The organism is Marinobacter sp. R17 (assembly GCF_003789045.1).
Lineage (GTDB): Bacteria > Pseudomonadota > Gammaproteobacteria > Pseudomonadales > Oleiphilaceae > Marinobacter_A > Marinobacter_A mangrovi.
In genome coordinates this window covers 43,517-57,598 of sequence record NZ_RHGZ01000032.1, presented here as the reverse complement: position 1 = coordinate 57,598, position 14,082 = coordinate 43,517, and the positions used below count along the sequence as shown (strand labels likewise).

The 14,082-nt window shown below is 52.0% G+C and carries 15 protein-coding genes; 11 read left to right on the top strand and 4 right to left on the bottom strand.

Translation table 11 applies throughout. From position 1 onward, the window contains the following. Positions 1-143: 143 nt before the first annotated feature. The 8 genes from EB809_RS18515 to EB809_RS18480 all read left to right on the top strand — a co-directional run bounded on the left by EB809_RS18515 (position 144) and on the right by EB809_RS18480 (position 6,704). Positions 144-1,001, top strand: coding sequence for a hypothetical protein (locus EB809_RS18515; protein ID WP_123636330.1), 858 nt, complete (start codon positions 144-146; stop codon positions 999-1,001). A gap of 98 nt (positions 1,002-1,099) precedes the next feature. Then, the gene (locus EB809_RS18510; protein WP_123636329.1) at positions 1,100-2,098 is read left to right on the top strand and encodes a hypothetical protein; all 999 of its coding nucleotides are present in this window, start codon (positions 1,100-1,102) and stop codon (positions 2,096-2,098) included. A 198-nt stretch (positions 2,099-2,296) separates the two neighbouring features. After that, a complete protein-coding gene (locus tag EB809_RS18505) occupies positions 2,297-3,016 on the top strand; it encodes a hypothetical protein (protein ID WP_223808035.1) in 720 nt (239 codons plus the stop codon). Between the two features lie 110 nt (positions 3,017-3,126). Continuing rightward, a complete protein-coding gene (locus EB809_RS18500; protein WP_123636327.1) occupies positions 3,127-4,020 on the top strand; it encodes a hypothetical protein in 894 nt (297 codons plus the stop codon). A gap of 81 nt (positions 4,021-4,101) precedes the next feature. Continuing rightward, complete coding sequence (locus EB809_RS18495; RefSeq protein WP_123636333.1) at positions 4,102-4,365, top strand: cupin domain-containing protein; 264 nt, start codon at positions 4,102-4,104, stop codon at positions 4,363-4,365. Positions 4,366-4,458: 93 nt separating this feature from the next. After that, the gene (locus tag EB809_RS18490) at positions 4,459-5,073 is read left to right on the top strand and encodes a LysE family translocator (protein ID WP_123636326.1); all 615 of its coding nucleotides are present in this window, start codon (positions 4,459-4,461) and stop codon (positions 5,071-5,073) included. A 46-nt stretch (positions 5,074-5,119) separates the two neighbouring features. Next, positions 5,120-5,785, top strand: a complete 666-nt coding sequence (locus tag EB809_RS18485; protein WP_123636325.1) for a DUF6998 domain-containing protein — start codon at positions 5,120-5,122, stop codon at positions 5,783-5,785. Positions 5,786-5,921: 136 nt separating this feature from the next. Continuing rightward, positions 5,922-6,704 (top strand): tetratricopeptide repeat protein, encoded by a 783-nt coding sequence (locus EB809_RS18480; protein WP_123636324.1) that lies wholly within the window; start codon positions 5,922-5,924, stop codon positions 6,702-6,704. A gap of 52 nt (positions 6,705-6,756) precedes the next feature. On the opposite strand, the gene EB809_RS18475 is transcribed toward EB809_RS18480, so the two are convergent. Beyond that, positions 6,757-7,239: a hypothetical protein gene (locus EB809_RS18475; RefSeq protein ID WP_123636323.1), complete on the bottom strand. Its 483-nt coding sequence runs from the start codon at positions 7,237-7,239 to the stop codon at positions 6,757-6,759. Between the two features lie 68 nt (positions 7,240-7,307). Next, the gene (locus EB809_RS18470; protein WP_123636322.1) at positions 7,308-8,123 is read right to left on the bottom strand and encodes a hypothetical protein; all 816 of its coding nucleotides are present in this window, start codon (positions 8,121-8,123) and stop codon (positions 7,308-7,310) included. Positions 8,124-8,639: 516 nt separating this feature from the next. Between EB809_RS18470 and EB809_RS21290 the strand changes: the two genes are divergently transcribed. Beyond that, the gene (locus tag EB809_RS21290) at positions 8,640-8,885 is read left to right on the top strand and encodes a cupin domain-containing protein (protein ID WP_411711083.1); all 246 of its coding nucleotides are present in this window, start codon (positions 8,640-8,642) and stop codon (positions 8,883-8,885) included. 109 nt (positions 8,886-8,994) lie between these two features. Here the strand turns inward: EB809_RS21290 and EB809_RS18460 are convergent, their stop codons facing one another. Together EB809_RS18460 and EB809_RS18455 are read right to left on the bottom strand one after the other, a co-directional pair. Continuing rightward, positions 8,995-10,332 carry a lactonase family protein gene (locus EB809_RS18460; protein ID WP_123636321.1) on the bottom strand — a complete coding sequence of 446 codons (1,338 nt, stop codon included), beginning with the start codon at positions 10,330-10,332 and terminating at the stop codon, positions 8,995-8,997. 153 nt (positions 10,333-10,485) lie between these two features. After that, positions 10,486-12,534, bottom strand: coding sequence for a dehydrogenase (locus EB809_RS18455; protein ID WP_123636320.1), 2,049 nt, complete (start codon positions 12,532-12,534; stop codon positions 10,486-10,488). Between the two features lie 267 nt (positions 12,535-12,801). Between EB809_RS18455 and EB809_RS18450 the strand changes: the two genes are divergently transcribed. Further along, entirely contained in the window at positions 12,802-13,092 is a 291-nt protein-coding gene (locus EB809_RS18450) for a hypothetical protein (protein ID WP_123636319.1), read from the top strand. A 74-nt stretch (positions 13,093-13,166) separates the two neighbouring features. Continuing rightward, a complete protein-coding gene (lepB, locus tag EB809_RS18445) occupies positions 13,167-13,997 on the top strand; it encodes a signal peptidase I (protein ID WP_123636318.1) in 831 nt (276 codons plus the stop codon). Positions 13,998-14,082 lie beyond the last annotated feature (85 nt).

Here is a 14,082-nt window from a genome sequence, read left to right as displayed (position 1 = left end):
GAGTGGCGTGAAGGTCAGTTTTTCAGGTACCATTTTGGAAGCGGCTGTTGGTGTTGGTTTCTTGGGTAAGGTCTTGAAACCTTAACACTTTCAGCCGCTTTCTTTTATGCCCTGTGAGAAATCCGGGTTAGGAGGAGAATGAAATGGCTGAATATTTTCTGGGACGGAGAGACATTGCAAGTTTCACTATTGAGTTGGATAGGGGAAATGCAGTACTCCAATGCAATGTCGCTGAATACTGGTCGCCCATAATCCATGACAGCTCCAAATGCGGTGCTACATTGACGTATGAGTTATCAAAAAAGACAGGGATTAAAGAGTCGGAGAAGGCAGCATTTGAAGATTCGCTAGAAGCTTCAATAGGTCTAAAAAGTATTGGGCAAATAAAGGCTGTTGCGAAGCAAAAACTCACGACCGAAGTCCACTGGGAATCAGTCCAAGAAGAGAAGCGAACGGTGGTATTTCCTTCGCCAGAATGCGGCAAATATACCGCCCTCCAATACCAAAAACTCCGCGATTATCATTTTACTTTTCAGGAGAAAAAGTGGTTCCACAAGAATAGTTGGCAAAGCTATTTTACGGAACACACAAAGTTCTATCACGATGATTCAAAAACGATTGATCCTGACCCGAGTTGTAACTGCAAACCGAAAGAACCCATTGATTTTGACGGTTTGCTGCATATCGACTTTGGGGATACAAGCACGATAGCGCCCTTCAGAAAGTCCAGTACTGGTATAGAGATAGAGCTATCTGGGAAAAAAGCTAATATTGAAGCAACGGGCGATTCATCATTTATTGTCGATATACCTCTAGAGTATGTGCCTGACTCACTCAAGTTTCTTGGGGACATGAAGGAAGGAAGTTACGAAGCGACGGCAACACCATATTCGGAGCCAGTCATTACACAAGAATTGGCACAGGCGTACGAAGTGGAGGCGGTAGAAATGACTATACAGCCACTTTCGTCCTCAGAGGGTGAAATTGAGGTTGAGTCCTAACAAGACAAATGCACTCGGACGTGGACTCCATTGCGGCTTCGCCTTTATTCCGCAGCCGCGCGTGCTGAGCGGCGTTAGATCTTTCGCAGGAATTCCGAATGAAGCATTGGACAGAGCCCAACGGGATATTCCTGATTCAAATTCCAACAGAGTGGCAATACCTTAACCCTGTTGTGGAAGGCGAGGAGGAAAGGTCCCCATACAGCTTTCAGCCCTATGAAAACGCTAATGGGTGTTTTCAGATTAGCTGTTATCCACTGGGGGAAATAGCACCTAAACTTGCAGATGAGTATCCAAAGGGTGTGCCAGAGCTTAGATGGCGACCTTCCAGGATGGATGATTCAGAGTTCTGTGTTCACATGTTTTATGGGGCTTCAGCAGATCAGGCTTTAATCGGTAAATATATCCATGATGCAAGCCTTGATAACGATGAACAAATAAATGATGAACTTCGCTTAGTTGATGAAATTTTAAAATCGGTGGTTATTGTCCCTCCCGGAGACCGAAAACTCGCCTCTGACATGGAAAAGTTTGATCGATTCCAAGGAGCATTGGCAGCATCGTACGACTTTCTGGATAATGCGATAGAATCAGATTCATTTGTGGAAGTGATTGCCGTTTCTGCCAATCAGATTGATGCATTTCTAAGATTGAGCATCGTCATCGCCATCCAACTGGAGAATCAGACGGACGAGGTCCCGATAAAATATCTTTTCCAAGCAGAAGATGAACGAGGCTTGATGGAGCGAAAAATATATGATGACGCTCTTAAATATAATGTCATTAAAGACGATGACCACAAAGAGCTGAATTCGTTGTATAAGTTAAGAAATCGCGTGATACACAGGTATATTATATCTAACATAAAGACCCGCGACTTGCCTAGGATTGCACTCAGATATATTGAAGCATGCGAGAAAGTGCGTTTAATACTAAGAGATCTTGAGAACAAACAAAAGGATGGTCAGTATGGCGTCTACGGCAAAAAATTCCTAAAGTTTTCCGAGCCTGATGATGAAGCAATAAAGCGGCTCTTTGCTGATGTAAACGATAAGCACCTTATCCGTAAATTCGCGAGGGAGGTCACGAATGATTGAATCTAACGCGGCTGTAGAAAAAGGTCGGGACATTTTTTGATCCGAAATTGGTTAAAAAATAAAGTGAAAATAGCGCCTATTCTTAGAATCTGGAGCATTCTCAACACCGGAAATACGTCCAGATTATACGTAGGAGCGCCATCGTAAAAAGGGGCGAGGGTTTTTCTACAGCCTCGTTAGCGCGTGGAGAGAAACTACATGGATCAATCTGAGGACCCTAATAAAGAAAGAACCGTTTTACAGAACTCTCGTGCCGATTATGTCGCTTCTGCTGCAAAGTCGGCACTTGGTATTGTTCCTTTCGCTGGGTCATTACTTGCAGAAATTGCCGGAAATGTAATACCAAATCAGCGAATAGATAGAATTGTAAAATATGCAGAAGCTCTCGAAAGCAGATTGTCGAAAATCGAGCAGGCCGTTGTTAAACAAAACATGTCTGATGAGAATTTTACAGATTTGGTTGAGGAAAGCTTGCGGCAAGCTGCGAGGTCGCTAACAGAAGAAAGGCGAGGTTACATATCATCGCTTGTTTCCAATAGTATATCTTCAGATGATATAGAGCACTATGAGTCCAAGCATTTACTTCGTATTCTCGGCGAACTGAATGATATTGAAATTATTTGGCTGAGATTTTATTTAAATCCCGTCATGGGCTGTGATACGGACTTTCGGGAGAAACATGATCACATACTTAATCCAGTTGCCGCACACCTTCTGTCATCTCAGCCAGAACTCGACAAATCTACAATGCAGAATAGCTATAAGGAGCATCTTGCATCCCTTGGTTTGCTAGAAAAAGACATTGACATGGATGCGTCGAGTCGAGGGGTTAAACTAAAAACTAAGGGCTACAAAATCACCTCGCTTGGCAGGCTATTACTTCGAGAGGTAGGGTTTAGTAATGAAAGACTGCGCTAACAATCGGCTGCACAGCGACCGATTTTCCTCCGCTTCGCGGCTCCAAACCGGCGCGTGAGCCGGGCGTTAGGCATTGAAAATTTGGAAGGGCAGGCAAGGAGATAGGTTCATTGGATTGTGAAATAATAAATCTATTTCGTTCGGCAATTGATGCCTATTTAGAAGAGCTAGGCAATACACTGGAGCCTAACGAATCATACCTTCCCTATGATTTTGACTTCATCCACAATCGCAAGTGGCACATTCTCGGAGATCAAATGGTCAAGGATGAGCTGCGGGAACTCACGAACATTATGAATCGTTGGTGTGGTGATCTACACCGCTGGCACGCTTGGAATAATGTAATTCGAAGTTACGGGGAAAATGAGGCGTGGACGGTTCGTAGAGAGTTTGTCGAGGCATTGGTACATCATTGCCTACTTGAGCCGAGTGCGGTGAGAGACCGTTTCACCTTCGTCGCGACTAACGCGTTTCATCAAATCCGATTATCCAGCGAGACTGGCTATGAAGATCGTCTGGAAGGAGATCCGAAGAAGCCCAATGAAAAGCCTACGTTCCTTCCCCGCCGAAAAAAGGAGAAGCGCCTCGAAAAAATTATCTCCGTCTGGCCAGAATCAAAGGGTTTTCTCGAATCACTTTCGGCCATTAACGATAACACGCACCAAAAAGCAACTTCTAACTATAGAAATCGAGTAAATCATGCAATTGGGCCGCGGTTGGGGGTAGGCATAACGCAGGCTGTGACTCGGAGTGTGGTGCAGGCAATCGACTTGAAAGAACAGCCGGATGGAACTTACCGAGATGAGCCGATTCTTGGGAAATTATCTGTAAGGTACGGGTTTGGAGGCACGCAACCAATTGATCTCGAAGAAGCTCGAATATCGAATTTGAAGCAGTATCAGCTTGCGCGAACGTGCTACAACCAATATTTAGAGTTACTCAAATCGAAAGTGGCATGCATAAAGGAAAAAACCGGGACGGATGGCCATCGACACAGGCGATGAGGATGTCTTTGACGCCCCGGTTGTAGAGGTCGGTGAGCACGCTGAGCCAGTGATGAGAAATTAATGGGGTCGTAGCGCTTTATTTTTTTCGATGCCTACCGCCTGGCGGCCAATGGCGCCGACGTTCTGTTTGCGTCATACCCTGCCGGAACCCGAATCCCACTCCATACCTACGACACGGACAACCACGGCGTCATCATCCGCGGTGAGCTCAAGCTGTTCATCGAAGGTCGGACGGAACGTTACGGCGTCGGCGACTGGTATCACGTGCCCGCGGGGGTTGAGCATGCGGCGGAGTTCGATCAGGAGACGTATGAGATTGAGTTCTGGTTTGAAGTGGGGTAACCGTTGGGCTGCGGATCGTTCGTTTTGGCTATCCCTGGCAGCCCATTTTGTGGGGAGTCTTCATGTTTAAGCCCAATATAGGAACCGTCACACATGTTCTCTGCTGAGTTCCTGCTGACCTCTCTGGTTGTCGTACTGATTCCAGGCACCGGTGTCATTTTCACCGTTTCCTCTGGCCTGATGCATGGGCGTCGTGCAAGCCTGTTTGCCTCTCTCGGATGCACCCTTGGCATTGTCCCGCATTTGCTGGCTACTATTTTGGGGTTGGCGGCCATCATGCATACCAGCGCGGTCGCGTTTCAGATGCTCAAGTATGCCGGGGTTGTCTATCTTCTGTACCTCGCTGTTGCGACGTGGCGCGATCGAAGCGCTTTCTCCGTTCAAGACGTGCGGCGCAAGGGTGGTGTGGCATCTCTGGTACTCAAGGCGTTCCTGCTGAATATCCTCAACCCCAAGCTGACGATCTTTTTCCTGGCCTTCCTGCCTCAGTTCGTTGCGACGGATTCCCTGTCGCCGTTGGCTCAGTTGCTGGGCCTGAGTGGCGTTTTCATGGCGATGACCTTTGTTGTTTTCGCGATCTATGGGCAGCTCGCCCATGCCTTTCGGACCGTCGTCATAGAATCACCCAAGGTTCAGGGTTGGTTACGACGGAGCTTCGCGGCAGCGTTCGCAGGCTTGGGCATTCAGCTCGCCCTGACTGAGCGGTAGCCAAAAACCGGGACAGATCTATTTTAGGCACATTAACTGAGGTCCTATGGCCCTAACACAAATGCAGCTCATCCAATCGCTGGGCGACGCGATGGCCTGGTTCGAGCGCGAGCTGAACTGGGGAGTGCCACCGACAGAGTTGCGTCATCTCTGTGGTCGTATTGGCGAACTATACGCAGCGCTGATCACCAACGGGCAGATGGCCACCGAGGTAAATCAGCAGGGCTATGACGTCGTCAGCGGTGACGGCGAGCGGATCTCCGTCAAAACGACCGCCATGATGGGGGCGGGCGGACACATTGCCTTCAACCCCAACTCCATGGAGTTTGTCGACCGGGTCATTGTTCTCCGTGTTAACACCGATGAGATGCAGATCGAGACGCTTCTGAATGCGCCGGTGGCGGAGGCGATAGACCTCATGTCGCCAGACCGAGGCGGAAAGCGGAGCTTGCCGCTCAGTCGCTTGGCCCGAACTGAACGTCCACGATCCGAACTCAAGACGGTGAGTGAGGTAAGTTTCGAGACCTACACCGTTCGTGAACGGGAGAATGGCAGTATTGAGGTCGAGAAGGCCGGAACGCTTCAGGTGCCCACGAAACCAGCACTTCGCGAGTTAGCCCGAAAGCTCAACATCAGCCTCCTGAACGGCAGCGGTAATCCTCTGAATACCCGGCAGCTTGGCAGCCAGGTCATCAAGAGCTTGAGTGAGTAATTATCAAAGGGCATGGTTCGGCAATTAGCCCTGCGCTTTGTTTAGCAGTGGCCTCGTTCTCTCTGGGATGAAGGCCTTAGGTTTTGGGTTTGGGAGCAAATTGGATTGCACCCTCAGATATGAGTCAGGAGTTATTTTGAACGTTCTAAAGGTTGGGATTTTTCTACTGGCACTTTCCTTTGGTGTTGGCGCCGTATGTGGGGAGAGACTGGAAAATTGTAAAAGGCAGTATGAATCTCTTGCCGGCAACGGAGCTGGCATTACTGAGAAGACTCTAAACGCCTGGCTGGAACTAGAACCTGAATGTTCCGGGACGGGATTCTATGAATACCATCTGGCAAAAATGTACATCGCTCTCGACCGTCCCAAAAAGGCCAGGTTAGCGATCGAGCAAGGCCTGAAATCACCATCGGAATTTGAAGATGTTCTTCATTTGGCAAAGGGTGATGTCCCGCTTTATCAGCACGATTATGAGTCGGCACTGGTTGCCTATGAGAATACGATGAAGCGGTATCCGGATTGGTATTTGGGTTATTCCCGGGCCGGACTTGCAGCATTCGCAGCCGGTGACAATGATAAATCGGTAAGGTATTTAGAGAAGGCCAATACGCTTCAGGAAAGTGCCGACGCTTATCGAAATTTGACGCTGGCGTATTATGTCCGGGGGAAGCATGAGAAGGCCGTTGAAGCGCTCAATCGGGCGTTTTCTATGGATGACGGTATTCTGAAAGACAGAGACCCCATGCTCGTTGGCGTTCGCTCCTATGCAGAGCTGGGTGAATTTCAGTTGTCACGAAAGCTCTTGGAGCTGATGTTGAGTGAAAATCCAGATATAAAATATGACGAACAATATATTAAATCAGGTCTTTTTGTCCGGAAAAAAATGATCGATGCTGGGTTGCTGGTAAAAGGAAACTGAGTTGACTCTGGACGTAGTGTCAGAGCGGCGTTATCGGTTTAGCTAAAAGACATCACTGACCAAATATCAATGCCAGAGCCGAAATCACAAGAAAGCCACCGCCCACTATCCAGAAAATCGCGGTGGCAATTCGGTTCCCGATATCAATCAATCGCTTTTGATTGTCTCTGTGAAGTTCTGACGAATCTGAGTTTCGAGTAAATTTGGCTCTAATTGATATATAAATCCAGATAATACTCAGCAGTATCAAACCCGGAGCGATCACTCTACCAATTGATTCCCCCATAGCTGCGCTGCTTAAAAATCCTTCGACCCCGGTTGTAGCGGGTGTATTTTTAAGCTGTGAAATTTTGGTTAAAGCAATTGCTAGAAGTGTTGCGTTTAAAGCTAAAACACAAAAACCGCCTACTCGGAGAGATCCGCTTCGGATTCGTGAAGTCAGTCTTTTAATCGTATAGATCACTGTGATGCCGGCGATAAAAACAGCGAGATTCAACGCTAAAAGAAATAGTGTGGAAGTGTTTGATTCGGTCATAGAAGGTCGATTAGTTGCATTTTTAACGAATTAAAAGGGCTCTTTAAGTTGCGTTAAATAGAGTGAGGTTAGTCATTATATGTTAGACAGAATTTTTTTATAGTTTTACCATTATTTATGTTCATATTCTGCGATGTTTTGACAAATTCAAGGTTGTTGTCGATACCGACGTATTGTTGAGCTGTCTTCCATTTTCTTTTACGATTGCAAGCCTCCTCACTCTCTAAGTCACAATATACAACAGCACTGGAACCGTGCTTCGACGAAGATTTTTTGCAATTCAGAACACCGTACTGGCAAAGGTGAGTCCTATCGAATGTTTTTCGTTGCAACGGGAATCCGTCCACGCATTTCGTTTTTTCGGTTTTAGCCTGTTTGCCATTATCGCTAAGGAAAATCAGCTCCTTTCTTGGTCCGACGCATACCGCGTCTGGGTATTTTTTCTTATACATGTTTTCCAGCACGCTACATGTGTTTTCAGGGTAAAATCGCTCGACCCCTAACATGACATCTATAAATACGAACTTGGCACTGCCACTTCTGACAGTCCGGTGGATATAGTATCCGTCTTTTAAAGGGGTGAGATTGGTGATTCCCTTCAAATTATCCGGTAATTCAGGTAAGCACTTGGAACTTTTAATTCGAACTCTGTTTGCAGAGCGGCTGCGCCTTTGCCCTTCTTTTAGGCCTCTTAATATAGTGTTGCAGGCCTTTTTGCCGTCTTTGGTAATGCCCACTTGAGTCATTTGTAAGGTGCCTTTGGGTCCAGGCAATAGATACTCGTAGACTGCATAAAGCGTAGTGTTGCCGGCAGCCATGGAAAATTGGCTGAATAATAAGCAGAATAGGGGGGCAGTGGTTTTCAAAAATCCTTTTGATCTCATTAAAAGTCCATATTGCAGCGGGTTGATTGAATATTCGAAATGATAAAGTTGGCCAGCTTTTTTTCGTTATTGATTGGTGCTGACGTATAAAAGGTTGGCCAAACCATTACTTTGTTAATGATGGCCTGTGACAGTATAGTTGTGACTAAATCTTGAGCAAGATTGAGCCCTTGAGGATCAGGTCTTGCGTTTTGTCTTTTTCTAGCACAAGTGGAGACAGATTGCTCGAGTAACTCGTCTTGCAGAATAATTTCATCCAGTGAATTTGTGAATTAATGGGGTCGTAGTGCTTTAATGTTGATCAATTCGCCTCGGAATGATCACGCTTCAGTCCCGGATGGTCGTAAGAATTGAGGCTGATGTATTGAGGTCGCTGTCAATCTGTCAGGAACAAGTCATGTCTCGCGGCCACTGATTGGAATATCGACCCTACAAGGAAGGTGAAAGATGCCAGGGAAATACCCGGAGAAAATTCGCACGCTGCCACTTTATGACGGGCGCTTTGATGCCTAATGCCTGGCGGCCAACGGCGCCGATGTTCTGTTTGCGTCATACCCCGCCGGAACCCGAATCCCACCCCATACCCACGAAACGGACAACCACGGCGTCATCATCCGCGGTGAGCTCAAGCTGTTCATCGAAGGTCGGACGGAACGTTACGGCGTCGGCGACTGGTATCACGTGCCCGCCGGGGTTGAGCATGCGGCGGAGTTTGATCAGGAGACGGATGAGATCGAGTTCTGGTTTGAAGCGGGCCAGTAGTTGGCGAGTCAGGATGTTCATGGGGCAGGAGGCTCCGGTCCTGTAAATGGCGCGTAGCGCTTTTATACCGACCCGAAAGCCTCCGAACCCGCTCAACATCGTCCTTTATTCAATGCGAGAAATAAGCCGTCACCGTGCAGTCCTCGACCACACTGTTCGTTGTGTAGGTATTGACCGACTCGGCACCGTCGCAGCCAGTAACGTGATCCACGGTGAAACCGGAATCCGGCGTCAGGGTGAAGGTTGTTGTCAGGCCTTCCGCCACTGTCGCGCTGGTTGGGCTGATGGTGCCGCCGCTCTGGGCATCGATGGCGTATTGGTTAATGACGGAATTGGTTAAGTTGGTTGCGTAGGCGTACTGTCCGGTCGGGTCGACGGTAATGGAATGTCCAGAACCGGAGCTCGTCGCGACAGACTCGGGGCTCAGGGCGGTTAGGCTGCCGTCGGCCCCAATGTCGTACTGGGAAATCATGTCGTCGTTCGTACTCACCGCGAAGACATACTGACCTGTTGGGTCGACGGTGATGCTTTCGGGGGAATTGCCTGTGGCGACGGTCGCCGGGTTTATAGGCGTCAGCTGTCCGTCATTCCCGATGGTGTATTGGGAGAGGGTGTTATCGTTTCCGTTTGCCACATAGACAAAGTGCCCGGTTGGATCCATGGCAATCTCACGAGGGAGCGAGCCCGAATTGACGTTCTTGGGGCTCAGCGCCGTCAGGGTGCCGTCGTCGCCAATCGCGAATTGGGAGATGGTGCCTACGTTCTGGTTGGCGACATAGGCGTATTGACCACTCGGGTCAACGACGACGGATACGGGGCCGGAGCCGGCGAGTATTTTTTGGGGGCTTAAATGGCTCAGGGTGCCGTCGGCTCCAATGCTGTACTGGTAGACAGTGTTGTCAGTGGCGTTGGCATTGGTGACGTAAACATATTGGCCGGTCGGATCGACGGCTATGCCGGACGGCCCGACGCCGGCATCGATCGTCGCGGGGTCCAGCGCCTTCAGGCTGCCGTCTGCTTCAATAGAAAATTGCGATACGTTGGAAGAGAAGTTGTTCGTGACATAGGCGTATTGGCCTGTCGGGTCGATGGCAATATTCCTCGGTGAGGAGCCGGCACTGACACTCAAAGGGCTCATCGGCGCCAGACTGCCATTGGCCTGAATGGTGTATTGATCGATGTCTGAACCCGCGACATAGGCGTATCGACCGCTGGGATCGACCGCCAAGCTCGATGCCACAGTCGTCGATTCGACCGTTGAGGGCGTCAGCGCTGTCAATCCAGGCACGACGCCAATGCTTGTAGACACCGTAAACGTGGGTGTCTTGGTATCCCCGTCATTGTTACTCGACGTGCCCGTCGCACTGCCGCCGCCACCGCATGCACTCAGTGCGGCCGTCGCAAGGAATGTCATTGTCCAGAGCGTTGTTTTTTCCAAGCTCCACATAGTCTGTCCTCAAGTCTGCAATAATGATTCGGGCGATCATGGCAGTGAGTGGTGGTGACGGGTACCCGACAGATGTTGGGGGTGATGCGGTAAAAGCTGAAATAGGTAAAGGATACTGAAGCAAGGAATGAGGGCGTGGCGCTTTAATTCTGATCAATCCGATAATGCCGGATCCGAAAGCCGCCGAACCCGCTCGAAGTCCTCCTCGGTAAACGTGCCGTTCACGCCGGCAATCGCTGCCAGTTTCATGCCGTGTTTCAGGCCCAGCTTGTAGATCTCCTGCACCTTCTCCCACTCGATGTGGCGGCCCAGAGTGTAGTTCTCGAAGCGGCCCTCCAGCGCCAGCACGATGGTCTCGGCGAGGCAGGCGTAGACGATGCCGGGCGGCAATCCGATGTCCTTCATCTGAACGTTGCCGGGCAGTTCGATCTCGCCGGATTCGATCACCAGGACGTCCGGGCGTTTGGCGACGTCCTCGGCGGGGATGTCCAGGGGCCGCGCCACGTCCGTGATCACGCACCCTGGCTTGACCTTCATGATGTCGAGGATGCGCTTGCCGGCGCCGGAGGTGGCGGTAACGACCATGTCCATATTCGCCACATCCCTGTCCGCTGCGGCCGCCAGGTGCACCTGGGCGCCCGGGGTTTCCCGTTCGATGCTTTCCTTGAGGGCGAGGAGCTTGGCCGGCTCGGGTGAGGCGAGGTAGAGGTTCTCGACGGCTTTCGCCAGTAACCGGGCGCACACGGATCCGATGGCGCCCGTCGCGCCGACGACCATGGCATTGCCGGCGAGCCTGCCACTGTCACCCACACGCACCCGACCGATGCGACGAGCCGCTTCGTGCGCCGCCCAGAGGGCACCGGAGGCGCTGTAGCTGTTGCCGGTGGTGATGGGTAAGGGCGCGCGCCGGGCCACGGTCACGCCGGCATCGCCCACCACCTTGGTGAATGCGCCCAGCCCCATGATCTGCGCCCCGAGCTTTTTGCCCAGCCGGGCCGCGGCCAACAGGCGCTCGTAGGTGAACTCCGGGCGGTGGGCCATGATCTCATGGGGCGTGCCGCCGACGGTAATCAGCCAGCCTTCGGCTTCGTCCCCGGTAGGCGAGCGGATACCAGAGACTTTGGAATAGACGAAGGGTGGGGTGTAGGCCACCGCTTTTTCCACCAGGTTCATGATCGGCTTGGGGGAGACCTCGGCAATCCAGTCCAGCGGGTGGGTTTTGGTGAGGTATTGCTGGGACAGCGGGTGAATCACGAAGGCAAACCGGTTCACCCGGCGATAGCCGTCCGGATACAGGACCCGGGGCTCAATGCCCGTGGCGCGGATGGCCTGGAGATAATCGTCGTCACTCAGCTGTTCCGGGCTTCGGGAGGTCGTCGCACAGATCAGCGCTTCAAGAACGTTCACACCGACTGGGCGACCCTCCAGCCACGGGCTGTCGTCCACCACCATCGCCACCTTGTGGGCTTTCATCCAGGCAAGCGTCTTGTCGGTGACACGCGATGTCATGATGGTTTTGCCATCCAGGTCGGTGTCTTCCAGCGATTGCAGGTGATTCGGGCTGGCCACGATGACGTGGGACTCCGCGATCGCATGATGGAGGGCGCCGTCGGCCAGCGGTTTGCCCAGTTGCCACAGGGGGCTGTGTGCTACGGTGCGGCGAACCCACTGGGTGACCGGGCGCTCGAGCAGTGCGCCGGCGAATTCCGAATACACGTTCATTTGCTCGATCGAAGTCAGCATCCGGGGGATACCAAAATCCAGCCAGGGATTGGCGAAGCTCAGGTTGTCGGTGTGTTCGCCGAGCGCGCGGACGATCGGATAACCGCTGCGGCCGTCCAGGATGAGCACCCGGGCGTTATCGAAGAAATGCTCCAGAGTGGTCTGCACGTGCCGAACCGCCCATTCCTGCAACAGGCCGCGCAGGTCTTCCCCGGTACCAATGCAGGCTTCCGGCGTCCTCTGTTTCAGGTAGGCGAATTGGGCGCTTCTGTTGGCCGGAAGCGTGCTGTTGGCGGTGTCTGGAATACTCAGACCGATGGCGTCCGCCTGGGCCCGGACGTTTTCCAGCAGCTGGCCGGCTCTTTCCAGGTCGCCGTCGGCGCCAAGACGAATCACCTTGACGGCTTCGCCGAGAAAGTGGGCTTCGACCGTGTAATCCTCGTCGGACGATCCGAGACTGATACTGGCGACGGTTTTCACGATCGTGCTCCGCCTATCGCAGTGGGCTGACAGAGACGAGCCGGTATCCGGCATGAGTGTTCATCTCCAAGCGGCGTCGTCCCCTATGCGCCATGAAACCACCAAACGGGAGGTGACACGTTAATCTGGATCAAGTCCGTGACGCTTTGTGGGACAACCTGGGGATGCTGAGAGGTGATTCCGGACAGGGGATAATCGGGATATGTAGTATTGACTGGCCTGCTTTGATGCCAGCCAGCGATGAGCCCTAAGGCCCTGGAGGCGGTCATGGATGGCAACACCTATCGCCAGCAAGCGGAGAACTACGGCGACTGGTATGATCTGGGCGCCGTAATGAGGCTGCCCAACCGGATGGCCCGGAATCGCTCCCTGGAGACGCGTTTCGTAACCCTGCCTACCAGCGATCAGACGGCCATCGTCTGGGCCGTGGATAATGATGTGCTGACCCGACTGATGGACGAAGGACTGATCGCTCTGAGTCCCGATGAAATGGCCATGACGTCGGGAAAGGCTTTTGAAGCCGAGGTTCGCGAGAAGCTGGGTGTCGCCGTCGAGTAGCGGTTGACCTGCTGGTATCGGGGCCGCGGGTGATCACTGCCGGCCCGGCACAGACTGTTGAAAAGGAAGGACCCATGAAAAGCGCCTGGATACCCAAGGCCTGGATTGCCATCGTTCTGGGCGTGCTGCTCCAGCCGTTCACGTTCCTGTACGTGAATCGTTTGATGCTGTTCTGGATCTATTTTGCCGCGGTTGTGGTGGTGGCGGTCATTGACTGGTCGCTCGGCAGTTTTTGGGGGCTGGCTTTCAGTGTGATCTGCCCGGTCCACGCGTATTTTTCGATCAGGCATTATGACCCATCGACGCCAAGACCCTGGTATTCCAGATGGTGGGGAATACCGGCCATCTATGGTGTGGCTTTCTGTGCGATATTCCTGCTCAGGGCCTTCCTGTACGAACCTTTCACCATTCCGGCCAGCTCGATGGCCCCCACGCTGAAGCCCGGTGACCGGATCATTGTCAGCAAGATGGGATATGGCCATTACGGGACCTTCGGCATTCAACTGACCGACGGCGAATCCCAGGGCGGTCCAAACCTTGAGCGAGGCGGGGTATACGTGTTTTATCCACCTCATAAAACGACGCCTTATGTGAAGCGACTGGTGGGGCTGCCTGGCGACCGGCTTAAGGTTGTTGACGGGCACATCTCGATCAACGGCCAGGCGGTACGAGGGGAATTGGCCTATCGCAACCGTCTGGGTAACGTTTTCAGGGAATCACTGGGCGGCGAGTCCTATTTCGTCCAGAGGCTGGATCCCGGTGGTCCGCTGCCTCCGGTCCAGGTGGTTGTGCCGCCGGGGCACTACTTCTTCCTGGGAGACAACCGGGACAATTCGGCGGACAGCCGGGTTTGGGGTTTTGTGCCGTCCACGGACATTCTCGGTGAAGTGGTCTACGTGTTCTAGTATCGGAAGTGTGGGTGTGCCGACGCGGCCCTCTGGACCAGTGGTCCCTGTCAATTAATGGGGTCGTGGCGCTTTAATTTTGATC